Annotated in this window: 19 protein-coding genes, 1 tRNA gene, 1 other RNA gene and 1 pseudogene; 12 read left to right on the top strand and 10 right to left on the bottom strand. The window is 70.0% G+C overall.

Annotated features, from left to right (window positions below):
* Positions 1-11: 11 nt before the first annotated feature.
* On the bottom strand, positions 12-1121 hold the full coding sequence (locus tag OIE53_RS17450; protein WP_327022601.1) for a GNAT family N-acetyltransferase: 1110 nt from the start codon (positions 1119-1121) through the stop codon (positions 12-14).
* A 4-nt stretch (positions 1122-1125) separates the two neighbouring features.
* The gene (locus OIE53_RS17445; protein ID WP_327022600.1) at positions 1126-2313 is read right to left on the bottom strand and encodes a GNAT family N-acetyltransferase; all 1188 of its coding nucleotides are present in this window, start codon (positions 2311-2313) and stop codon (positions 1126-1128) included.
* Between the two features lie 171 nt (positions 2314-2484).
* On the opposite strand from OIE53_RS17445, the gene secA reads away from it, so the two are divergent.
* The gene (secA, locus tag OIE53_RS17440; RefSeq protein ID WP_327022599.1) at positions 2485-5412 is read left to right on the top strand and encodes a preprotein translocase subunit SecA; all 2928 of its coding nucleotides are present in this window, start codon (positions 2485-2487) and stop codon (positions 5410-5412) included.
* A gap of 109 nt (positions 5413-5521) precedes the next feature.
* Here the strand turns inward: secA and OIE53_RS17435 are convergent, their stop codons facing one another.
* Both OIE53_RS17435 and OIE53_RS17430 read right to left on the bottom strand, forming a co-directional pair.
* The gene (locus OIE53_RS17435) at positions 5522-6133 is read right to left on the bottom strand and encodes an Rv3235 family protein (protein ID WP_327022598.1); all 612 of its coding nucleotides are present in this window, start codon (positions 6131-6133) and stop codon (positions 5522-5524) included.
* 114 nt (positions 6134-6247) lie between these two features.
* Positions 6248-6475 (bottom strand): helix-turn-helix transcriptional regulator, encoded by a 228-nt coding sequence (locus OIE53_RS17430; protein ID WP_327022597.1) that lies wholly within the window; start codon positions 6473-6475, stop codon positions 6248-6250.
* A 217-nt stretch (positions 6476-6692) separates the two neighbouring features.
* Here OIE53_RS17430 and OIE53_RS17425 point away from each other — a divergent pair, with 217 nt between their 5' ends.
* The gene (locus tag OIE53_RS17425) at positions 6693-7211 is read left to right on the top strand and encodes a DUF6912 family protein (protein ID WP_327022596.1); all 519 of its coding nucleotides are present in this window, start codon (positions 6693-6695) and stop codon (positions 7209-7211) included.
* Positions 7212-7214: 3 nt separating this feature from the next.
* Here the strand turns inward: OIE53_RS17425 and OIE53_RS17420 are convergent, their stop codons facing one another.
* On the bottom strand, positions 7215-8240 hold the full coding sequence (locus tag OIE53_RS17420; protein WP_327022595.1) for a hypothetical protein: 1026 nt from the start codon (positions 8238-8240) through the stop codon (positions 7215-7217).
* A gap of 302 nt (positions 8241-8542) precedes the next feature.
* Here OIE53_RS17420 and pruA point away from each other — a divergent pair, with 302 nt between their 5' ends.
* The 8 genes from pruA to OIE53_RS17380 all read left to right on the top strand — a co-directional run bounded on the left by pruA (position 8543) and on the right by OIE53_RS17380 (position 16008).
* On the top strand, positions 8543-10171 hold the full coding sequence (gene pruA / locus OIE53_RS17415; RefSeq protein ID WP_327022594.1) for an L-glutamate gamma-semialdehyde dehydrogenase: 1629 nt from the start codon (positions 8543-8545) through the stop codon (positions 10169-10171).
* 208 nt (positions 10172-10379) lie between these two features.
* Positions 10380-10898, top strand: coding sequence for a PadR family transcriptional regulator (locus OIE53_RS17410; protein WP_327022593.1), 519 nt, complete (start codon positions 10380-10382; stop codon positions 10896-10898).
* A gap of 72 nt (positions 10899-10970) precedes the next feature.
* Positions 10971-12092, top strand: a complete 1122-nt coding sequence (prfB, locus tag OIE53_RS17405) for a peptide chain release factor 2 (RefSeq protein WP_327022592.1) — start codon at positions 10971-10973, stop codon at positions 12090-12092.
* A gap of 118 nt (positions 12093-12210) precedes the next feature.
* Complete coding sequence (gene ftsE, locus OIE53_RS17400; protein WP_013731749.1) at positions 12211-12891, top strand: cell division ATP-binding protein FtsE; 681 nt, start codon at positions 12211-12213, stop codon at positions 12889-12891.
* 69 nt (positions 12892-12960) lie between these two features.
* Positions 12961-13836, top strand: coding sequence for a permease-like cell division protein FtsX (gene ftsX, locus OIE53_RS17395; RefSeq protein ID WP_327022591.1), 876 nt, complete (start codon positions 12961-12963; stop codon positions 13834-13836).
* Between the two features lie 145 nt (positions 13837-13981).
* The gene (gene smpB / locus OIE53_RS17390) at positions 13982-14461 is read left to right on the top strand and encodes an SsrA-binding protein SmpB (protein WP_327022590.1); all 480 of its coding nucleotides are present in this window, start codon (positions 13982-13984) and stop codon (positions 14459-14461) included.
* 107 nt (positions 14462-14568) lie between these two features.
* Positions 14569-14944: a transfer-messenger RNA gene (gene ssrA, locus OIE53_RS17385) on the top strand.
* 107 nt (positions 14945-15051) lie between these two features.
* Positions 15052-16008: a hypothetical protein gene (locus OIE53_RS17380; protein WP_327022589.1), complete on the top strand. Its 957-nt coding sequence runs from the start codon at positions 15052-15054 to the stop codon at positions 16006-16008.
* A gap of 4 nt (positions 16009-16012) precedes the next feature.
* Here OIE53_RS17380 and mdlC read toward each other — a convergent pair whose 3' ends face one another.
* Positions 16013-17608, bottom strand: coding sequence for a benzoylformate decarboxylase (mdlC, locus tag OIE53_RS17375; RefSeq protein ID WP_327022588.1), 1596 nt, complete (start codon positions 17606-17608; stop codon positions 16013-16015).
* Between the two features lie 254 nt (positions 17609-17862).
* Between mdlC and OIE53_RS17370 the strand changes: the two genes are divergently transcribed.
* Positions 17863-18453, top strand: a complete 591-nt coding sequence (locus OIE53_RS17370) for a YqgE/AlgH family protein (protein WP_327027254.1) — start codon at positions 17863-17865, stop codon at positions 18451-18453.
* 90 nt (positions 18454-18543) lie between these two features.
* Positions 18544-18616: transfer RNA gene (locus OIE53_RS17365), tRNA-Ala, on the top strand.
* Positions 18617-18712: 96 nt separating this feature from the next.
* On the opposite strand, the gene OIE53_RS17360 is transcribed toward OIE53_RS17365, so the two are convergent.
* From OIE53_RS17360 to OIE53_RS17345, 4 genes and pseudogenes are all read right to left on the bottom strand, one after another.
* Positions 18713-19849, bottom strand: coding sequence for a tyrosine-type recombinase/integrase (locus OIE53_RS17360; protein ID WP_327022587.1), 1137 nt, complete (start codon positions 19847-19849; stop codon positions 18713-18715).
* Positions 19849-20055: an excisionase family DNA-binding protein gene (locus OIE53_RS17355; protein WP_327022586.1), complete on the bottom strand. Its 207-nt coding sequence runs from the start codon at positions 20053-20055 to the stop codon at positions 19849-19851. Before OIE53_RS17355 ends, OIE53_RS17360 begins: the two co-directional genes overlap by 1 nt.
* A 276-nt stretch (positions 20056-20331) precedes the next feature.
* A pseudogene (locus tag OIE53_RS17350) lies at positions 20332-21419 on the bottom strand (AAA family ATPase).
* Positions 21416-22393, bottom strand: coding sequence for a bifunctional DNA primase/polymerase (locus OIE53_RS17345; protein WP_327022585.1), 978 nt, complete (start codon positions 22391-22393; stop codon positions 21416-21418). Before OIE53_RS17345 ends, OIE53_RS17350 begins: the two are co-directional and overlap by 4 nt.

The following is a 22393-nucleotide window of genomic DNA, read 5'->3' as shown; positions in this document are numbered from 1 at the left end:
CGCTCAGGCGCTCAGTCCACCAGTTCGCCGGGGAGCAGCCCGTACACGGTCGAGTCCCGCCGGTCGCCCTCCACGCCGGGTAGCAGGGAGCGCAACAGCCCCTCGTAGCGGAAGCCGGCCCGTTCCAGCACCCGCCGGGAGGCCAGGTTCTCCGGCAGGGTGCCGGCCCACACCCGGGCCAGGCCGACCTGCGCGAAACCCCACCGGGCCAGCAGCCGCACCGCCCGGGTGGCGTAGCCGCGTCCCCGCCACTGCGGGAACAGGCTGTAGCCCAGCATCCCCTGCCCGGCGCGCTGGTCGTGCAGCAGCATGCAGGACCCGGCCACCGTCCCGGAGGCCGCGTCGAGGATGGTCATCGCCGCTACCGTGCCGACCAGCCACTGGTGGGCCGCGCCGAGACCACGCCCGGCGATCTCCTCCCGGGTGGGCGGGCCCGGTGGCACCCGGGAGGACACCACCCCCGGGCTGGTGTTCAGACGGTACATCTCGTCGGTGTCCTCGGGCTCCAGCCGTCGGAGCACGACCACCCCGTCGGTGAGTCGCCCCTCGGGCAGGTCGGGCAGCGGACGGGGGTACGGCCCGGGCGGATCGTCGGCCAGCCGCGCCCAGACCGCCAGGTCGGGCCGGCTGCCACCGGGGCTCAGGCCGCCACCCCGGCGTACCCCCTCGGGTCGGAAACCGGTAGCCACCGCGACCCGCTGGCTGGCCACGTTCTCCAGCCTGGTGAGCAGTTCCAGCCGGTCGATGCCGTCGGAGAAGGCATGTTCGGCCAACGCCCGGGTGGCCGCCGTGGCCACCCCGCGACCCCGCACGCCCGGCAGCACCCAGTAGCCGATCTCGGCCTGCCGCCGCTGTGGCAGCGGGTTACTCAGCCCCACGGAGCCGAGCATCCGGTCGGTGGCCGGATCGGCGACGGCGTACGCGGCACCGCCTGAGGCGGCCAGCGCCGGGGCACTCTCGGTGATCCATCGCCGGGCGTCGGCCTCGGTGTACGGGCGGGGCAGACCGTCCAGGAAACGTTGGGTCACCGGGTCGGCGCAGCCGGCTACGACATCGGCCAGGTCGTCCAGACGGTACGGCCGCAGCCGTACCCCGTGCGCCTCGATGGACTCGGCGGTCATGCCGTCACCCGGCCCGGTCGACCGTTGCCGCGTGCCGCACCGCCGGCTGGGCCAGATCCTCGGCCAGCAGGGCACCGATCCAGGCGTCGGCCCGGGTGCCACGGTGGTTCAGAAGACCCCGGGCGGTGCCCTCCATGGTGAAGCCGGCCCGCTCGGCGACCCGGCGGGAGGCCAGGTTGCCGACGTGCGCCCGCCATTCGATGCGGGCCAGCCCGAGGGTGGCGAAACCCCAGGTGGCCAGCGCGGCCAGCGCCGCCGTCTGGTAACCCCGGCCCCGGGCATGTGGCGCGGTCATGAAGCCGACGTCGGCGAGCAGGGGATCGGTGGGGGACAGCCGCAGGTCGATCGAGCCGGCGTAGTGATCCTGTTCGTCGGCGATCACATAGTAGGCCGCGGTGCCGCCCGCCCAGCAGTCCTGGCAGTGGATCAGGAAGGACTCGGCCGCCGACCGGTCGTAGGGATCCGGGACGGTGGTCCACCGCAGGGTCTCCGGGTCCTGGCAGGTGATCACCAATGCCGCCAGGTCACGTTCCTCCATCGGACGGAGCCGCAGCTCGCGCCGTGGGGTGCTGGCGAAGATCGTGGGCTGGGGGCGACCGAAGACGGCGGCCCGGCGGGCCTCCAGGGTGCCCGGGCCGGCCGGACCGATCTCGTCGGGGGCCGGTACCTCGCCGGGCAGCAGCGAGCCGAACCACTCGTAGCTGCCGCGTGCCGGGTCGGCCGCGCGCAGCCGCCCCTCGATCCGGAAACCGCTGCGCAGGGCGACCAGCCGGGCGGGGTAGTTGCCGGCGGGGGAGGTCCAGAGCAGCCGGCGCAGGTTCAGCTCCGTGAAGGACCATCGGGCCAGGGCCCGTACGGCGCGTACGGCCACGCCCTGACCGCGCGCCCACGGGGCGGTCCAGTAGCCGATCTCGCTGAGTTGGTGGTCCTGATCGATTCTCTGCAGGTCGCAGGCGCCCAGGAGTCGATCGGTGGCGGGGTCACAGACCGCGAAGGCGGCTGCCGTGCCCTCCGCCCACTGGCGCGAGCGGCCCGCTATGAACCGTTGCGCGTCCTGCGGCCGGTAGGGTCGGGGGACGTCGATCCAGCGCTGGATCTCCGGATCCTGGCAGGCGCGATACAGGTCGTCGGCGTCGGTAGGCCGCCACGGCCGGAGGGCCAGTCCGGCCTCGGTGATCTCCACGGGGTCCATCTGACCCATCGTGCCGGATCGTTCGCCCACGGCGTAACGGGTAAACCGGGCGCGTAGCCTGGAGCGTCGCGCGTTATGTCGGTTTCGCGATGGCCGAGGGTCGCCACCAGTGACCATTGGCCCGATGAAACGCCTACGATGGTTCGAGACTGTCTAGGGGAGCGTTGATCCGTGTCGATTCTGGAAAAGGTCCTTCGCGCGGGCGAAGGGCGCATGGTGCGCCGGCTGAAGGCGATCGCCGCTGCCGTCAACTCGATCGAGGACGACTACGTCAACCTCACCGACGAAGAGCTGAGCGGCATGACCGAGCAGTTCAGGGAGCGGCTCGCCGAAGGCGAGACCCTGGACGACCTGTTGCCCGAGGCGTTCGCGGTCTGCCGGGAGGCGGCGGCGCGGGTGCTCGGCCAGCGACCGTACGACGTCCAGGTGATGGGCGGCGCGGCGCTGCACTTCGGCAACATCGCCGAGATGAAGACCGGTGAGGGTAAGACCCTGACCTCGGTCATGCCGGTCTACCTCAACGCGCTGTCCGGCAAGGGCGTGCACGTGGTCACGGTCAACGACTACCTGGCCCAGCGTGACGCGGCCTGGATGGGTCGGGTGCACCAGTTCCTCGGCCTGACCGTCGGTGTGGTGCTGCCCAACCGCCCGGCCGCCGAGCACCGCGCGGCGTACGAATGTGACATCACCTACGGCACCAACAACGAGTTCGGCTTCGACTACCTGCGCGACAACATGGCCTGGTCGAAGGAGGAGCTGGTCCAGCGGGGCCACAACTTCGCCGTGGTCGACGAGGTCGACTCCATCCTGATCGACGAGGCCCGGACCCCGCTGATCATCTCCGGCCCGGCCGAGCACTCCGCCCGCTGGTACGGCGAGTTCGCCGCCGTGGTGGCCCGCCTCCAGGCCGGCAAGGACGGCGAGGGCGACTACGAGGTCGACTACGCCAAGCGCACCATCGCGGTCACCGAGCGCGGTGTGGCCAAGGTCGAGGACCGGCTCGGCATCGACAACCTGTACGAGTCGGTGAACACCCCGCTGGTCGGCTACCTGAACAACGCCATCAAGGCCAAGGAGCTGTACAAGCGCGACAAGGACTACATCGTCAGCGACGGTGAGGTCTTGATCGTCGACGAGTTCACCGGCCGCATCCTGCACGGTCGCCGCTACAACGAGGGCATGCACCAGGCGATCGAGGCCAAGGAGGGGGTGGAGATCAAGCAGGAGAACCAGACCCTGGCCACCATCACCCTCCAGAACTACTTCCGCCTCTACGAGAAGCTCTCCGGCATGACCGGTACGGCCCAGACCGAGGCGGGCGAGTTCAACAAGGTCTACAAGGTCGGTGTGGTGACCATCCCGACCCACCGGCCGATGGTCCGGCAGGACCGGGCCGACGTCATCTACAAGACCGAGAAGGCCAAGTTCAACGCGGTCATCGAGGACATCGCCGAGCGCCACCAGGCCGGGCAGCCCGTGCTGGTCGGCACGGTCTCGGTGGAGAACTCCGAGATCCTCTCCCAGCTGCTGCGCCGCCGGGGCATCCCGCACTCCGTGCTGAACGCGAAGTTCCACGCCCGGGAGGCGGAGATCGTCGCCCAGGCCGGTCGCAAGGGCGCGGTCACGGTGGCCACCAACATGGCCGGTCGAGGCACGGACATCCTGCTCGGCGGCAACGCCGAGTTCCTCGCCGCCAGCGAGCTGCGCCAGCGTGGTCTGGACCCGGTGGAGAACGCCGAGGAGTACGACAAGGCGATGGAGGAGGTCCTGCCGAAGTGGAAGCAGGCCTGCGAAGCGGAGGCCGATGAGGTCGCCGCCGCCGGTGGGCTCTACGTGCTGGGCACGGAGCGGCACGAGTCCCGACGCATCGACAACCAGCTGCGTGGTCGGTCCGGCCGGCAGGGTGACCCGGGTGAGTCGCGCTTCTACCTGTCGCTTCAGGACGAGCTGATGAAGCGGTTCCGCTCCGGCGCGGTCGAGGCGGTCATGGAGCGCTTCAACATCCCGGAGGACGTGCCCATCGAGTCGAAGATGGTCACCCGCCAGATCAAGAGCGCCCAGGCCCAGATCGAGGGGCAGAACGCCGAGATCCGGAAGAACGTCCTCAAGTACGACGAGGTCATGAACAAGCAGCGCCAGGTGATCTACGCCGAGCGGCTGCGGGTGCTCAACGGAGAGGACCTCTCCGAGCAGGTCCGCAACATGATCGACGACGTGATCGAGGCGTACGTTCAGGGCGCCACCTCGGAGAACTACGCCGAGGAATGGGATCTCGAGCAGCTCTGGACCAGCCTCAAGCAGCTCTACCCGGTGGGCATCACCATCGAGGAGATGGAGGAGGAGGCCGGCGGCTCCCGGGCCGGCATCGACGCCGACTTCCTGGTCTCCCGACTGCGGGCGGACGCGCACGCCGCGTACGACCGTCGGGAGGAGCAGCTAGGCGCCGAGGGCACCCGGCAGCTGGAGCGGATGGTGCTGCTCCAGGTCATCGACCGCAAGTGGCGTGAGCACCTCTACGAGATGGACTACCTCCAGGAGGGCATCACCCTGCGGGCGTACGCCCAGCGTGACCCGGTGGTGGAGTACCAGCGCGAGGGCTTCGCGATGTTCGCCACCATGATGGACGGCATCAAGGAGGAGACGGTCGGCTTCCTCTTCAACCTCGAGGTGCAGGTCAACGAGCCGGAGCCCGAGGCCGAGGAAGTTCAGCTGCTGGACAAGCCGGTGGAGATCCGCGCCAAGGGTCTGGCTCGCGCCCCGCAGCAGCAGGGCCTGCAGTACTCCGCCCCGACCATCGACGGTGAGGCCGGTGCCGGTGGGGTGGCCGTGCAGCGCGACGACCAGCGGGCCCCGGCCCTGGGCATCGGTGGCCCGGTGCCCGGCGCACCGGCGGCTCCCGGGCAGACCGCCCCGGCGGCTCCCCAGCGTCAGGCCGGCGGCCTGCGGGGTGCCGGGGTGGCCTCCAGCACGGCCCGGCAGACGGCGGCCAACGGGCAGGCCTCGGCCGGCAACGGCCCCTCCCGCAACGCGCCGTGCCCCTGCGGCTCCGGCCGCAAGTACAAGCGCTGCCACGGTGCCCCCGGCGGCTCCGCCGACTGAGAGGCACTGAACGAAGCCCCGGCAACCGCGTCAGCGGTGGCCGGGGCTTCGGCGTGCAGGTGCCCCGGTGGTCCATGCAGGCCCCCGTGGTCCACGCAGGCCCCGGTGGTCAGAGGATCCGCAGGTCGGTGCAGAGCCAGGTGCCGCGGCGGTGCTCCAGCCGCAGGGCCATGGCCCAGCTGGCGTCGACGACCCCGGTGAGCACGGCGGCGGCCTCGATGGCGTTCGGACGGGGTTCGCAGACCCGCAGGCGGCGCAGTCGCAGACCGGGGCGGGGGGTGCGGCGCCGCGTCCCGACCGCCCGGGCGCTGCCGCGGGCCAGTTCGGGCAGCAGGTGGGCGCAGCGCGCGGGATCGAGCTGACGGCGCAACTGCACCGGGGGACGGAAGCCGTTGAACACCTCGATGCAGCTGGCCACGAAGCGGTGGGCCACCCGGGTGGCTCCCGGAGTGGCGGTGGTCAGGGCCCCCGGCGGTAGTTGCCGGACCGGATCGCGGCCGGGCCGGGCCGGGGTCGGGCGGACGGTGACCCGCTGGTGGGGTGGGCGGGCCGGGCCGCTGCCAGGGGACCAGTGCGGGGCGGAGAAGAGGTCCAGGGCCAGTTGACCGTCAGCGGGTCCGGGCCATTCGCTGCCCTCGTCGACGAAGGGTGGGTCGTACGCGGGGGCCGGCCGCAGCCGCACCGGGGGTCGGCTGGGCCCAGGTCGCCGGGGATCGATCATCGCCTGCCCTCTACCTCTCAGCGCCAAAACCCTACGTTTGCCTTCGTTTGCTTTCGATAGGCCTCATTCTTGAGCAAGGCAGAGCCCTCGGTCAATGGCTGGAGGGTGATGTGGTTACTCCGGGTCGCGCTCGGCCAGCGGATTGCCACGCACCCACTCGGCGGTCTCCGCGTACTTCTGCTGGATGTACTCCTCCAGCCGGGAGCGCTCGACCCGCCACTGGCCCCGGCCGCCGATCTTGATCGCGGGCAGCTCGCCGCTGCGCACCATGTGGTAGACCTGCGAGTCCGACACGTTCAGCTCGGCGGCCACGTCGGACAGGAGCAGGAACCTGGGCTCCACGAGAACTCCCCGGGTTGGTGTCGTTTGCTTTAGTTTGCCATCGAGGACTGACTTCGAGGCGACCTCTGAGCATGCCATCGGAGATGCCGACTCCGACACACCGGGCCCCGCCGAGCTTCCACCGGGCGGGTCCGGGGTGTATGACGTTCAGGGCGTACGGGTGATCGTGCGCCCTTCGCGGCGGAGTCGCCGACCGGAGCAGAGCGGGAGACCAACGGTGACTGACGAGCTTGTCCGGGTGTACCTGCCGGCGACCGTACCGATGCTGACCATGCTTCCCGAGCACGGCCTGGCCGTGTCGCAGGCGCACGCCGTGACCCCGATGCTGCGCGAGTGGTACGCCGAGGGCGACGAGGAGGAGTTGGAGTACGTGGCCTTCACCCGCGCCGCCCAGGACGCCCTGCAACTGCTCCGCCACGATCCCGCCGCCCCGCGTCGGCGGGTGGTGGTCTCGGCGGACCTGCCCGCCTCGGCGATCGGCCGTGGCGAGGGTGAACTGGGTTCCAGCGTGGTGGAACTGCACGGGGCGGTGCCGGTCAAGGCCGTGGCGGCCCTGCATGTGGACGGTGCCGACGCCGTACCGGATGTCGCCGCCGCGGTGCAGGTGGTGGAGGAGGCCCTGGCCGGCGATCCGGACGCCCAGTTCACGGTCGACGGGGCCGAGGACCACGAGCTTGAGTGGTACGACCCCAGCGAGTTGGATCTCCTGCTGCGCGACGCCACCGACCAGGGGTGACCCTCAGCGCGCCGCGTCGGCCTCGGCGGGGTCGGTCTCCGGGGTCGGGCTCAGGGTGCGGCCGAAGACGATCATGGCGGTGAGGGCACCCACGAACAGCACCCAGATCCCGTTGTCGACCCGGGAGGTGCCCATGGAGGTCTGGGCCACCGCGTCCGCCTCGCTCAGGGCGGCGGCCAGGTCGATCAGGGAACGCCCACCGACCCGGATGATCACCTCGGCGACCAGCAGCAGCAGGCCGGGGCCGGCCCCGGCGATCAGGTACGCCGGCCAGCGCAGGGCGGTGACGGGGGTGTCGCGGCGGGCGGCACGCCGTCGGGCCCAGGTCAGATAGCCGAAGGCCAGGAACCCGGCGAGCAGACCGGCGAGCAGCGACTCCGTACGCGAGACCCAGGTGGCGGCGGTGATCACCGACTGCTGGCTGTCTCCCGCACCGAACAGGTCGAACAGCGGAGCCCGGGCGACACTGAACCCCACGACGAAGACCAGGGTGCCCAGAGCGGCGGAGGCGACGGCACCGACCACCGCGCCGTTGCGGGCACCGGCCAGCGCGCCGCCGATGACCGCCGCGGCGGCGGTCGTACCGGCGATCGTGCGGGTGGTGGTGTTGTCGGCGTAGCTGAGGCTGATGGCCAGGGCAGCGGCGAGCCCGACCAGCAGGCCGGCGCCGACCGCCACCGCGAAGCGCAGGGTGGCCCGATCCCCCCGGCGGGTGACCGGCTCGCCGGCTGCCAGGCCCACCGCGGCACCGGCCACCAGGGCAGCCGAGATCACCCCGGGCAGGGCGAAGGCGGACAGGCTGATCGCGGTGACCCCGGCGGTGGCCGAGCTGATCGCCTCCCGGGTGGACCAGAGCATCGCGGCCAGCCAGCCGGCCGCCAACAGGGCCAGCACCAGGGTGCCCGGCGCGGAGGGCGGCGATCCGGCGGAGTCGTCGGCGGGAAGGGCCTGCTCCTCGGCCGCCGTGGGGTCGGTGGCCTGCGGTCGTTCGGGCTGCGCGGCGGTCGGCCCACCGGGCTGCTTGCTCATGGTCTCCCCTTCGCCGCCGGACCCGGCGACCTGGCCCGGGCACCTCACCGGCAATCCAGCGTACGCGGCCCGGTGGGGGAGGGAACCGACCCCTGCGAATCGCAGAGATGATCTAGCTTCCTTCGGTCTGCCCGGCCCTGTGGGTACGAATCACTGTCAAATCGTCTCAACAGCCTCCAGATCTATGGTGAGGTGCTGGCCGGGGGAGGATCCGGGACAGCTGGGCGTGGAAAGATGGAATCCAGGTCCCGCCAACCCTGGGACCGGCTTCGTCACCGTCGTCGAGATCGCCAGGAGCCCTGATGGACGCCGTGTTCTCCGTACCCGAGCCGCACAACGAGCCGGTGCGCACCTACGAGCCGGGCAGTGCCGAAACCGAACGGCTCCGCCGGCGCCTCACCGAGCTGGCCGCCGAGCAGATCGAGCTGCCGATGACCATCGCGGGCGAGCAGCGGATGGCCGGCGGCGAGTCGATCCAGGTGGTGCAGCCGCACCGGCACGCCCACGTACTGGGGGTCACCGGGCACGCCACCCACGACGACGCCCAGGCTGCGGTCAAGGCGGCCAAGGACGCGGCACCGGAGTGGCGGGCGCTGCCCTTCGAGGAGCGGGCCGCGGTCTTCCTGCGTGCCGCCGAACTCCTCGCCGGCCCGTGGCGCGACACCCTGAACGCGGCCACCATGCTCGGCCAGTCGAAGACCGTTCAGCAGGCGGAGATCGATGCGGCCTGTGAGTTCATCGACTTCCTGCGGTTCAACGTGCACTTCGCCCGCAAGCTGCTCGCCGAGCAGCCGATCTCCTCCCCCGGGGTGTGGAACCGGTTCGACCACCGCCCCCTGGAGGGCTTCGTCTACGCGATCACCCCGTTCAACTTCACCGCCATCGCGGGCAACCTGCCCGCGGCCCCGGCCCTGATGGGCAACACCGTGGTCTGGAAGCCGGGCCCGACCCAGCAGTTCTCGGCGCACTTCACCATGCGGCTGTTCGAGGCGGCCGGCCTGCCTCCGGGAGTGATCAACATGGTCACCGGGCGGGGCGAGGAGGTCTCCGAGGTGGTCCTGGCCGACCCCGACCTGGCCGGCATCCACTTCACCGGCTCCACCCGGGTCTTCCAGCACCTGTGGCGCACGGTGGGCGAGAACATCGCCCGCTACCGGGGCTACCCCCGGCTGGTCGGGGAGACCGGCGGCAAGGACTTCGTGGTGGCGCACTCCAGCGCCGATGTCGACGCCCTGCACACCGCCCTGATCCGGGGGGCCTTCGAGTACCAGGGGCAGAAGTGCTCCGCGGCCTCCCGGGCGTACATCCCCCGGTCGATCTGGGAGGGGGGCCTGCGGGACCGGCTGGCCGCCACCGCGGACAGCCTGACCTACGGCGACGTGACCGACTTCCGCAACTTCGGCGGGGCGGTCATCGACGACAAGGCCTTCGCCCGGCACACCGCCGCCCTGGACCTGGTCTCGAACGACGACAGTTGCCGGGTCATCGCCGGCGGCACCGCGGACGACTCGGTCGGCTGGTTCGTCCGCCCGACGATCTTCGAATGCGACGATCCGGCCCACGAGACCTTCACCACGGAGTACTTCGGGCCGATCCTCGGCGTGCACGTCTTCGACGACAGCCGCTTCGACGAGGTGATCACCCAGGCCGAGTCGATCGCGCCGTACGCCCTGACCGGGTCGATCTTCGCCACCGACCGCCGGGTGGTCGACGCGGTGGCCGAGAAGATGCGGTACGCGGCCGGCAACTTCTACATCAACGACAAGCCGACCGGCGCGGTGGTCGGGCAGCAGCCCTTCGGTGGATCCCGGGCCAGCGGCACCAACGACAAGGCCGGTTCCTGGCTCAACCTGCTCCGGTGGACCTCCCCCCGGACCATCAAGGAGACCTTCGTACCCCCCACCGACCACACCTACCCCCACATGCACTGAGGTGTAAGGAAGGGCCCCTTCTTAACGCCTGGTGCATAGGAAGGGGCCCTTTTTAACACCGCCGCTGCCGGAATGGGGCTCATGGTGGGGTCCGCGCCCGGACCACCGGTGGACCGTCGCGCACCGACAGTGCACATAGGAAACCCCATTGGGTGGCGAAACGGTGAAATCCTGGACGGCGGCCCGGCAAAGTGGCAGCGTGAAGGGCATGGCGGATTCCGGAGTCAACCCCACGGCGGCGGCCCTGCTCGGGCTGCTCCACGAGGGCCCCATGACAGGTGGCCAGTTGATGGCCGCCGCCGAGCGCCGACTGGCGCCGTACTGGTCGATGACCCGCAGTCAGGTTTACCGCGAGTTGCCGGTGTTGGCCGAGAAGGGCCTGGTCCGGCTGGGTAAACCCGGGCCGCGGATGAGCCAACCGTACGCGATCACGGCAGCGGGAAAGCGGACCTTCTCCCGATGGTTGGCCGAGGACCCGGGGCGGGACACCATCCGCAACCCGATCGCCCTGCGGATCGCCTTCGGGCAGCTGCACTCCGCGACCCAGCTGAAAAGCCTCCAGGTCGCGGCGAACGAATACCACACCGAAGCCCTGGCCCGGGTACGCGAGCAGGTCAAGAACGCGCGCAAGGAAGGCGACATGTACGACGCCAGCGCGCTGGAGTTCGCCGTGGCGTACCACAAGGCCGCCCTCTCCTGGCTCAAGAGCGCACCGGTCGGCAGCTGATCAGTTCCTGTTTTGGCTCGGAGTGCGGGGCTCGCAAGCTCACTCCTCCTCCGAGCAGTACCCTTGTCTGTCGTGACAGCTGCCGATTACGCCGACCAGCTCAAGGATCTCGACGCCACCCTGCGCAACATCGAGGCGGTGCTCGACCTGGACCGCCTGCGGGCGGACAAGGCGCGCCTGGAAGAGCAGGCCTCCGCCCCGGATCTGTGGGACGACCAGGCCCGGGCCCAACAGGTGACCTCGCAGCTGTCGTACGTCAACGGCGAGATCGACAAGCTGGGTAGCCTGCGCGCCCGGCTCGACGACGCCAATGTGCTGCTGGAACTGGCCGAGGCGGAGGCCGACTCGGGAGTGCTCTCCGAGGTCGAGTCCGAGGTCGCCGGGCTGACCAAGGCCATCCAGGAGATGGAGGTCCGCACCCTGCTCTCCGGCGAGTACGACTCCCGGGAGGCCCTGGTGGCCATCCGGGCCGGCGCCGGTGGGGTGGACGCGGCGGACTTCGCGGAGATGCTGCTGCGGATGTACCTGCGCTGGGCGGAGCGGCACGGCTACCCGACCGAGGTCTACGAGACCTCGTACGCCGAGGAGGCGGGCCTGAAGTCGGCCACCTTCACGGTGAAGGTGCCCTACGCCTACGGCACGCTGAGCGTGGAGTCCGGTACCCACCGGCTGGTCCGGATCAGCCCCTTCGACAACCAGGGCCGTCGGCAGACCAGCTTCGCCGGGGTCGAGGTGCTGCCGGTGGTGGAGCAGACCGACCACATCGACATCCCCGAGAACGAGATGCGGATCGACGTCTACCGTTCGTCCGGGCCGGGTGGGCAGAGCGTCAACACCACCGACTCGGCGGTCCGGATCACCCACATCCCCACCGGCATCGTGGTGACCTGCCAGAACGAGAAGTCGCAGCTGCAGAACAAGGCCTCCGCGCTGCGGGTGCTGCAGGCCCGGCTGTTGGAGCGCAAGCGCCAGGAGGAGCAGGCCAAGATGGCCGGCCTGAAGACCGACGCGGCGGGCTCCTGGGGCGACCAGATGCGCTCGTACGTGCTGCACCCGTATCAGATGGTGAAGGATCTGCGTACCGAGCAGGAGACCGGTAACCCCAGTGCGGTCTTCGACGGTGAGCTCGATTCCTTCATCGAGGCCGGTATCCGCTGGCGCAAGCAGCAGCAACTCGCCGGCGACGCTGCGTGACCGATCGTGGGCGGAGTGCGTCATCGATCTCCACATGACGTGCGGGATCAATGACTCACCCCGCAATCGCGGGGCGTAGGACTTGGCACGACAGTTACACGGCGTAGACTCACCACCCGTGATTCAGCTTGAGCAAGTGACGAAGACGTACCCGAAGGCGTCGCGGCCTTCGCTCGACAACGTGTCCGTGTCGATCGACAAGGGCGAGTTCGTCTTCTTCATCGGCCCATCCGGCTCCGGCAAGTCCACGATCATCAAGATGCTGCTGCACGAGGTGACCCCCAACAAGGGTCGAGTCGTCGTCAACGGCAAGGACGTCACCTCGATGCGGTCCTGGAAGCGTCCACACTTCCGCCGCTCGATCGGCTGCGTCTTCCAGGACTTCCGGCTGCTGCCCAACCGCACCGCGTACGAGAATGTGGCTTTCGCGCTCGAGGTGATCGGCAAGACCAAGGCGGTGGCCCGCCGGGTCGTGCCGGAGGTGTTGGAGCTGGTGGGGCTCGGTGGCAAGGAGCACCGCTACCCGCACGAGCTCTCCGGTGGTGAGCAGCAGCGTGTGGCGGTGGCCCGGGCGTTCGTGAACCGTCCCCTGATCCTGTTGGCCGACGAGCCGACCGGAAACCTGGACCCGGACACCTCCATCGAAATCATGCGACTGCTGGACCGGATCAACCGCACCGGCACGACCGTCGTGATGGTCACGCACGACTCCAACATCGTGAACCAGATGCGCCGCCGGGTCATCGAGATCGAGAGCGGCCGCATCGTCCGCGACCAGGCCCGCGGCGTCTACGGGTGACCTGGCGAACCCAGCGCACCCCGATCTGACGACGAACACCTCACGCCGGAGAGCCGGAGGAATATCCCGATGCGGATGAAATACGTCCTGTCCGAGGTACTGGTCGGACTGTGGCGCAACGTGACGATGACCATCGCAATGATCATCACGTTGGGCGTCTCGCTGACCATGCTCGGCGCCAGCGGCCTGATCTACACCAAGGTCGCTGACATGAAGGACCTGTACTTCGAGAACATCCAGGTGTCGATCTTCCTCAAGACCGACATCTCCGAGGAGGAACGCACCTCACTGGGTTCCCGGCTGGAGGCCGACCCGCTGATCTCGCAGGTCACCTACGTCAACAAGGACGAGGCGTACCAGCGCTTCCAGGAGATGTTCCGGGACTCGCCGGACCTGCTCAGCGCGGTCAAGGCGGACCAGTTGCCCGAGTCGTACCGGCTGAACCTGGTGGACCCGGAGCAGTACAAGTCGATCTCGGAGCAGTACTCCTCGGCCGCCGGGGTCGATCAGGTGGTCGACCAGAGTCAGGTCCTCGACAAGATCTTCAACCTGTTCACCGCCGGACAGAACGTCGCACTGGCCGCCGCCATCGCGATGGCGGTGGCAGCGTTGCTGCTGGTGGCCAACACCATCCAGGTCGCCGCCTACAGCAAGCGGCGCGAGGTGGCCGTCATGAAGCTGGTCGGCGCCTCGAACTGGTTCATCCAGGCACCCTTCGTCCTGGAAGCCGTGGTCGCCGGCCTGATCGGCTCGCTGCTCGGCCTCGGGGCCCTGGTGGCGTTGAAGAAGTTCCTCTTCGACGACGCCCTGAGCGCCCTGCAAGGGCTGTTCGCCCCGGTCAGTTGGAGCGAGGTGCTGCTGACCTTCCCGGTGATGGCCGGCGTCGGTGGTCTGATCAGCGCGATTACCGCCTGGGTCACCCTCCGCTTCTACCTGCGGGTCTAGTTTTCGGTACGACCTTCGCGAGGGCCCTTCGGTGCGGGAACAAACCGCGCGGAAGGGCCCTTGTCATTCGGGTAGCATGATCTCCGCTCTCCGGCCGCCAAGGCCGCCGAGGGCAGTGGGCTAGGGGAAAGGAGGTGGCGCGGCGATGCCACGGGAGAAGGGGCGCAAGGTCGTCGCCTCCAACAAGAAGGCCCGTCACGACTACGCCATCCTCGACACGTACGAGGCAGGCATGGCGTTGACCGGCACCGAGGTGAAATCCCTGCGGGCCGGGCGGGCCTCGTTGGTCGACGCCTTCGCCCAGGAACGCGACGGCGAGCTGTATCTGCACGGCATGCACATCCCGGAGTACACCCAGGGCACCTGGACCAACCATGAGCCCCGGCGTACCCGCAAGCTGCTGCTCAAGCGGTTAGAGATCGACCGTCTGATCGGCAAGGCCCGGGAGGGCGGGCTGACCCTGGTGCCGTTGCAGGTCTACTTCTCCGACGGCTGGGCCAAGGTGGAGATCGGCCTGGCCAAGGGCAAGAAGGCGTACGACAAGCGCCAGGACCTGGCCAAGCGGGACGCGGACCGGGAGATCCAACGGGCGGTCGGCCGACGCGGCAAAGGCATGAGTGAGTAGTTTGTCCGGTTCATTCATCCCTGGTGTCGGCGACCTGACCTCGGGATGAATCCGGTTGCGGCAGGCGTTACGCTTGTCAGAGCCGCCGGAAGATGGCGGCCCGTCGAGGGGGTGACTGGTTTCGACTTCGTACGTTGCGGCAGGGGAAGCGAGCCGAGGAAGCCGACGTCGTCTCGAGAATCGTTCGTCGGAAAACAATAAGCGCCAAGAGCAATCGCGCTGACTTCGCTCTCGCCGCCTGAGGCGAGTAGTGAGTCTGTCGGCCTGGGAGTGCCTTCGACCCAGTTAGCCGGCATCAGCTAGAAGGCTGGCCAACCGGACCCGGTCGCGGGGTCCGTGCGGCGAGATTAATCAGCGACTGGGCCCGTCACACCGACTCGCTCGCGTGATCGGAGGGGCCGAGTAGAGGCACAGCGAGCTGCGCTCGGAGAAGCCCTGACAAGGCGGCGAAGGACCCGGGTTCGATTCCCGGCACCTCCACCACCTGAACTGCGCGCCCCGGCCATCCGGCCGGGGCGCGCAGTCGTGTCTCCCCGAAGGAATCGATCTTGTCAGGGAACCTGGTGCCGGGTAGGCCCGTCAGAGCAGGTATGCGTCGTCTCGCCGCCCGGTTGGGCCTGCCCCTGATGATCGTCGTAGCCGGTTGTGCACCGGCAGGCACCGGCCCGACCGGTCCCCTCCCCTCCGCCCAGGACCAGGACCAGGACCCCTTCGACCGGCGGGCCACCGCGGTGGCCGAGGGGTGGCGCCCCGGGCCCGGCTGGAGCACCGGCTACATCCCCCTTCAGGACCCCACCCTGCTGATCGGCGAGGCTGACTTCACCCCCGCCACCCAGACGGCGTTCCAGGCCGGCTGGTACCGCAAGCCGGCCGATCTGCCGGCCCGGCAGCCCGACTCGGGCACCATCCGCTTCCCGGACGGGGAACTGCGGGTACCGCTGGTCGACGCCGACGAAGCCTTCCGGACCCTCACCAACGGCGTCGAGCCGCCCTCCTGCCCGGGGGCGAAGAAGCCCGAGGTTCCGCCGCCGCCCGCCCCTGGTGGCGACCCGGACGGCACGGTCAGCAGCCGCCCCCAGGGCGAGTGTGTAGCACTCACCATCAGCAAGGTCGAACTGGGGACCGCGCCGCTGCGCACCAGCCGTGGCGAGGCACAGGTGCCGGCCTGGCTGTTCACCGTGGAGGAGATCGGTGCCGTGGTGGCCGCCACCGCGGTCGCGCCGCAGGCGGTCGGAAGGGTGCCCGACCCGGTCGTCCCCTCCGACTCCGCCCCGGAGGGGCTGGTGGCCGCGCAGAACATCATCGAGGTCGACGGCACGAGACTGGCCTTCCGGCTGGGGGTCGGCAGTTGCGACTCCGAGATCACCCCGCTGGTGCAGGAGCGGGAGGACCTCGTGGTGGTGGGCGGCTCGGTGGTGCGCTCCACGGACGTCTGCGACGCCATGCTGAAGCTGGAGGAGGTCGAGGTGACCTTGAAGGAGCCGCTGGGCACCCGACCCGTCCTGGACGCCCTCACCGGCGCACCGCTGCGGATCGGCGGCAACTGACCGCTCAGAGCAGCGGGGGGATGTCCGTCCGGATGGGTACCGGCAGCACCGTCGGGCCCTCCGCGCGCAGGGCTAGGTCGAGGGCCTCACCCAGGTGGTCGGGGGTCTCGACGACCGTGGTGGCGCAGCCGTAGCCACGGGCCACCGCGCTGATGTCGATGCCGGGAAGATCCAGCCCGGGTACCCCGGGGGTGTGTTTCAGCTCGGCGAAGGACTTGAGGATGGCGTACTGCTGGTTGACCGGGACGATCACGACCAGCGGCAGCCGCAACTGGGCGGCGGTCCACAGGGCCTGCACGGAGTAGTGGAAGGCCCCGTCCCCGATCACCGCAACGACCGGTCGGTGCCGGCCGGTGTGGCGTTGAGCCAGGGCTATGCCGACCGCCGCCGGCAGGCCGTACCCTAGGCCCCCGCTGGCCATCGTGAAGTACGAGCCGGGTCGGCGCAGCCGCAGGCGCCGGCGCAGCGCGGAGAGGTTCGACGGGGACTCCTGCACCAGCACCCCGTCCTCGGGCCAGTGCCGGGCCAAGGCGGCGAAGAGGGCGTCCGCACTGAGCGGAAGGGAGTCCTCGACCGAGGGTGGGTCGGGTCGGGGAGCCGGTGGGGGCCGGTCCACCGGCGGCAGCAGTTCCACCAGGGCGGCGAGGGTGAGCCCGGCGTCGCCGAGCAGGCTGTCACCGATCGGGGCCCGGGCGGCCTCCTCCGGATCGTCCGTGACGTGCAACAGGCGGGCCCCCTGGGGCACGGTGGCCCCGGGAATGTGCGGGTAGTACCGGAACACCGGGGCGCCGACCACCAGCACGGTGTCGTGCCCCTCCAGCCGCTCGGCCAGTGGCCCGGCGGCGTAGGGCAGCACCCCCTGGAAGTACGGGTGGTCCTCCGGGAAGGCGGTGCGTTCGGGCGCGGGTGCCGACCAGACCGGCGCGACCAGCCGCTCGGCCAGGGCAGTAGCCGCCTCCCAGGCCCCGGCGCGGTCCACGGCCGCACCGAGCACCACCACCGGTGACCGGGCCTCCGTCAGCGCGGCCGCGAACTGCCGCAGCCGCTGCGGGTCGGGCGCGAACCGGGTGGCCACCGTCCGCACCTCCGGCAGGGGGTCGGCGGGTTGGGCCCAGTCGTCCAGGGGCAGGGAGAGGAAGACCGGCCCGGCCGGTGGCTGGACGGCAGTGGCGTACGCCCGCATCAGCGAGGCCGGCACGTCCTGCGCGCGGACCGGTTCGTGGGCCCATTTGACGTACGGCTGGGGCAGCTCGGTGGGACGGCGGGCGGTGAGACGCGGTTCGAGCAGCAGCATCTGCCGGGTCTGCTGCCCGGCGGTGACGATCAGGGGGGTCCGGTTGTGCCAGGCGGTGACGATGTTGCCCATGGCGTTGCCGGTGCCCGGGGCGGTGTGCAGATTGACATGCGCGGGGGCTCCGGTCACCTGGGCGTACCCGTCGGCCATGCCGATCGCCGAGGCCTCGTGCAGCGCGTGCACGTACTGGAAGTCATCGGGGAAGGCCTGCAGGAAGGGCTCCTCGGTCGACCCGGGGTTGCCGAAGACGGTCGTCATGCCCAGCGCGCGGAGCAGCTCGTAGGTGGTGTCGCGGACCGTTGCCATCGCCCCTGAATCTAGCCCGGTCGCTCCGGCTGGCAGGGGCATTCGGGATTGCCGGGAGCCCTTCGGTCGGGGCTGGCTCTGCCCGCTGCGCCGGCCCCGATGTCGATCACTCGGCGATCAGACCGTCGCCACGGCCGGGGTCGCAAGCTATCGTGCCAGACATGGCTACGACAGCGCGGATGGCACCGGTGGGGCCTGTCGTTGGTGTGCCGGACCGGCCCTGCCCGCCGCGACGAGGCTGACGGGTACGCGTGATGCAGGGAGAGGGGCAGGCGATCGGCGGGCGGGCCATGGAGTCGATGATCGGGAAACTGCTGGTGGCGACGCCCGCACTGAAAGATCCGAACTTCGACCGTACGGTGGTCCTGTTGGTCGCCCACGAGCCCGGCGGGGCCCTCGGGGTGGTGCTGAACCGGGCCACCGAGGTGCCGGTGGCCGACGTGCTGCGCGACTGGGGCGACCTGGCCCGGCACCCGGCGGTGTTGTTCGAGGGCGGCCCGGTGCAGCCCGAATCGGCGATCTGCCTGGCCCGGATGCTTCCCCCGGTCCGCCGCCTAAAGGGCTTCCACCAGGTCTCCGGAGCCGTCGGCACCCTGGACCTGTCCGTCGATCCGGAGCGGCTGCGGGAGAACGTGCAGACCATCCGGGTCTTCGCCGGGTACGCCGGTTGGGGCGGCGGGCAACTGGAGCAGGAGATCGAGGAGGGCTCCTGGTTCGTGCTGGACGCCCTGCCCGGCGACGCCTTCGTCGAGCGCCCCGACGACCTGTGGCCCATGGTGCTGCGCCGGCAGGGCGGCATGATGGCCGCGGTGGCACATTTCCCACCCGACGTGGCCCTGAACTGACCCGCCCGAGGGGGGACCCCCGCGAGATGACCATGCAGGGCGGCGTGTGTATAGTTCTTCCAGTGCCCGGGGGAACCGGGCGCGAGGCAAGGGGCCGTGGCGCAGCTGGTAGCGCACCACACTGGCAGTGTGGGGGTCAGGGGTTCGAGTCCCCTCGGCTCCACCCGAGCGAAAAGCCCTGGCGGGAGATCTGATCTCCCGCCAGGGCTTTTATCATTCATCAATCTCTCGGACCGCTATGTGCCAGATCCGTGCCAGATCACGCGCTGATCTTGCCTCGCGCCTCTTCTATCAAGGCATCCAGCGCGGCAGCGATAGCGTGATCGCGGTCACGGGTCGCGTGCTGGTAGATCATCGCTGCGCGGGTGCTCGAATGACCGATGCGCGCCATCAGTTCCTTGAGCGTCGCGCCGCTCTGTGCTGACCACGTGCTGCCGGTGTGCCGCAGGTCGTGTAGGTGTAGGCCGAGGTCGGTCGGGATGCCAGCGGCGGTCAGGGCCTTTCGCCAGATCCGGTTGAAGTTGCGGCGGCGCGGGATGCCACGCTGCGCGCCGAGGAACAGCCGTCCATTGGGGCCGCCCTCGGCGAACTCTGCGAGGTGCGATTCGACGTCGGCACGCAGCCCGGCTGGCAGGCTGACCGGTCGCTTTCCCGCCTCGGATTTCGGGTCGTCGTCTACCTGCGTGCCGTCCTCCATCTCGGCGGTAGCGCGGCGTACCCGTAGCTCCATCGTGTGAAGGTCGATGTCTCGGCGGCGCAGTGCCACCAGTTCACCGAATCGCAGTTGTGCGAACGCGGCGAGCAGAACGAGCAGCCGGTAGCGCGGTTGGATGGCCTCGGCGATCGCGAACACCTGTTGCAGCGTGGCCGTGGGCCGTTCGTCGGCCTTGTCCTGGCCGGCTCCCTTGATGCGGCAGGGGTTCCGGCGTATCAGGTCGTCGTCAACGGCGGTGGCGAAAATCGCGTGAAGGATGCGGTACGTCTTCGCCACTGTCGGTTTCCCCACGCCATCCGCCAGGCGGTCAGCGCGCCATTTGCGGATATGCGGCGCGCTGATTTCGTTGAGCGCGTGGGCGCCGAGCTGCGGCCGGACGTGAAGGCGGATGTGCCGCTCGTACTCTTCCCGCGTCCGTGCCTTGAGATCGCGCTCGCGCATCCACCGATCGGCGTACTCGCTCAGCGTGATTTTTCCTGCGTCGGGGTCGAGCCATTCCCCGCGCAGCATCTCGGCCTCGGTTTCGACCAACCACTGTTCGGCGGCCCGCTTCGTGTCGAAGGTGCTCGGTGCCTTACGCGGCAGGCCGTCCGGCGCGGTGTACCGGGCTTGCCACGCGCCGGACGGCAGCTTTCTGACGCTGCCGAACCGACGCTTACGCCCCTTGGTGTTGCCTGCCATCAGGCGGCCCTCCTTGCCCGGCCGCGTCGCACCGGGGCGACAGTGCAGGAGTCGATGTAGGCGTTCAGGACGCTCTCCGCGATCCGTACGTGTCGACCGAACCGCTTGAACTCGATGCGCCGTTCCTCGATCAACCGGCGCGGGAAGCGGTCGGTGGTGCCGAGGCGGGCAGCTACTTCCGAGATCGTCAGGTACCTCTCCGGCATAGCGGGCCTCCTGTGGTGCGGCGTGCGGGTGGTGGGAAGGGCGTTCGTCGGCAAGCTGGGTGCCTTTCTGGCCGCTCGCAGGGTTCGGGGTGGGTCGATGGCCGGACGTTTCAGGGGGCGTTAGAGCGGCCCGCTGAGAGCGCCGTAGAGCCAAGATCTTTGGGTTGCGAGGGTGATAGGTGGGGTCTGTGCTGAAACATGGCGGATGGCGTGTGTTTCAGCCGATCCGGTCGGGCCGGTCACGGCCGGTCGGCTGTCACCGACCTGTCACCGTGGTCAGGTGGCGTTTCCGCAGGTGACAGCTGGTCGGATGACTGCGGTGACTCGGGTGACACCGGGGACACCTAGGCGGGTAGCCGGTATCGGCCACCGGGGTCACAGGCCACCTGGCCGGCGTCGAGCATCCGGCCGCAGGTCTTCTTGACGTTGTCGACGCTGAGGCCGGTGCCCTCGGCGATGGCTTTCGGCGTACTGCCGGGGAAGGTGCGTAGCCATCGCAGGATCGCCGCACGGGTTTCGCTGACTTCGTGTTCTGCGGCCGGGCCGTCGAGCATGGTCCACGCCCCGTTGGCGGGGTCGAACGCCAGGGCGTATTCCGACTCGTCCACGTCGCGGCCGGTCACGTGCAGCACCCCATCGGCCGAGCCACGCGGCCGGCGCAGCACGAGCGTGGCGTCAGCGGCACCCGCCAGGCCGTTCGTGCCGGACACGGCCTCTAGGAAGTCGTCCGATCCGGCTTTGCGGACGTGATGCACGAGCACCACGGCCACGCCGTAGGCGTCGGCAACCTTCTTCGCCCGACCCACGGCCGCGTAGTCCGCGTCGTAGGCGGACATGCCGGGTGCCGAGGTGCCGCGCAGCTTGGCGAACACGTCGATGATGACCATGCGCGCGTCGCGGTTGCGGTCCAACCATGCGGCGATCGCCTCATCACCACCCTGCGGCAGCGGCGGACACGCGGTGGCGAGAGTCAACCCGGCCGGTGCGGGTCGCCCGGCCAGAACCTTGCCTATGCGCGACTGCAACCGGCGGGGCGTGTCTTCCAACGCCAGGTAGAGCACCGGGCCGGGTTCGGTGTCGATGCTGCCGAACGCTTTGCCGCCGTCGGCGACGGTCAGGCCGAGGCCAAGGGACAGCCACGACTTGCCGACCTTCGGCGGACCGGCCAGCAGGTTCACACCCTCGGACAGCACACCCGGCACTGCCCACCGGGGAGGCGGGAACTCCATCGCCATGAGGTCGGCGGCGGTCCACGCGGTCCGGATGCGGCCGGGCTCGCGGCGAATCGGTGCGATGACCTCGGCGGCGGTGTCGTCGCCGGATTGGACCACGCGCAGGTCGGGACGCTCGGCGGGGGCGCTCATGCTGCCACGCTCCGAGGCCGGCGCGCACCGGCGCGCAGTCCGGATGCGATGGTGCGTGCCGTCTCCGCAGGCCGTAGCCCGGCCGTGTGGGCGGCGTCGGTGAGAACAGCCTCGGCGTCGTCCTGGGCGAGCGCGCCACCGGCGACGAGTTGGCCGAGAGCAACCGCGGAGACGTAGAGCGCCTGATTGCGGCTGCCGGGCGTGGCGGTGGTGACCTCGGCGACCTGGCGGCGGATCGCGGCGTCGACGTAGGCGGCGCGTCGTCCGGTGCCGAGGTCGACCACCACAGGCCGTTGTGGTGGCAGAGGTGGCGGCGCAGTGCCGGCGGCGATCCAGTCGGGCAGTGGTGCCGGGTCGCAGTCGCGCGCCACCGTATAGGGGCGGCCGGCGGCCGTGCTGCCGGCAGCGACGACGTAGCCACCGTGGGCGCGGGTGTCGACTTTCCAGCCGAGGCCGCCCCGGTCGCCGGTGGTGTTGCGTAGCTGCGGCCCGATGTTGGGATGCCGGTAGTACAGGTGGGTACCGCCGCTGCCGGTGAGCACGGTGTAGGTGTGGTCGACGCCGGTCGGCGCGGTGTCGTCCGGGCCGAACCCGGCAATCCAACCGGTGGGGGTGCCGTGCCGGTCGGCGAGGATCGCGAACACGTCGCGGCCATCGCACACACCGGCCCATTCCGGCGGTGGGATGTCGGCGTTGCTCTTGGGTACGTCCAGATCGACCACGACCAGCCCGGACGGGCCACAGGCGATGCCGATGCCGTAGGGACGGGTCGACCAGGCGCGGCGGATGCGGTCCGGGTCGGTGGTGGCCCGGTCCTCCCAACCGACGTGCCCGGCGCGGCAGCGTGGGTCACGGCCGGTGCATTGGTCGGTGGGGTGGTCGGGGAACGCGGGTCGCTTGTCGTTGGGGCGGAGCGGGAAGATGTGCCATCCACGTTCGGCGTGGGCGAGGGCGGTAGCGAGTAGGGCGGACAT

Source organism: Micromonospora sp. NBC_01739 (assembly GCF_035920385.1).
Classification (GTDB): domain Bacteria; phylum Actinomycetota; class Actinomycetes; order Mycobacteriales; family Micromonosporaceae; genus Micromonospora.
Note: the sequence above shows the minus strand (reverse complement) of the source record. Positions and strands in the feature narration are given on the sequence as shown.